The organism is Curtobacterium flaccumfaciens UCD-AKU (assembly GCF_000349565.1).
GTDB classification, from domain to species: Bacteria; Actinomycetota; Actinomycetes; order Actinomycetales; family Microbacteriaceae; genus Curtobacterium; species Curtobacterium poinsettiae.
Genome location: NZ_KB714610.1, coordinates 232,842 through 233,227 on the forward strand (window position 1 = coordinate 232,842; position 386 = coordinate 233,227).

The following is a 386-nucleotide window of genomic DNA, read 5'->3' on the forward strand; positions in this document are numbered from 1 at the left end:
GACGTAGAGGTCGGCGATCGACGCGACGTCCCACGCGTCGACCGTCAGCCGGCCGTGTTCGGCGAGGGCGCGGCGGACGGCCCGGTCGGTGGCCGGTCCGGCGATCGTGGCGGTGGCGGTGGCGCTGGAGGGGTTCGGGTCCTGTTCCATGACGGCAACCATAAAGAGGAACAGCCCTCGGGAAACCGCCGTGCGGGTGCGGGAAACCGCACCCCTGTCACGCGCCCCGGGTCACCGCTCGGACAGGGCCACCGCCGTCGCCACCGCAAGCCCCCGTTCGTGCGCCAGCGAGATCGCGATCGGGCCGCACCCGATCGACTCCGCCAGCGCTGCCGCCGCCCCGGAGAGCTCGACCGTGGGGGCGCCGGCGGCGTCGAGCACGACGG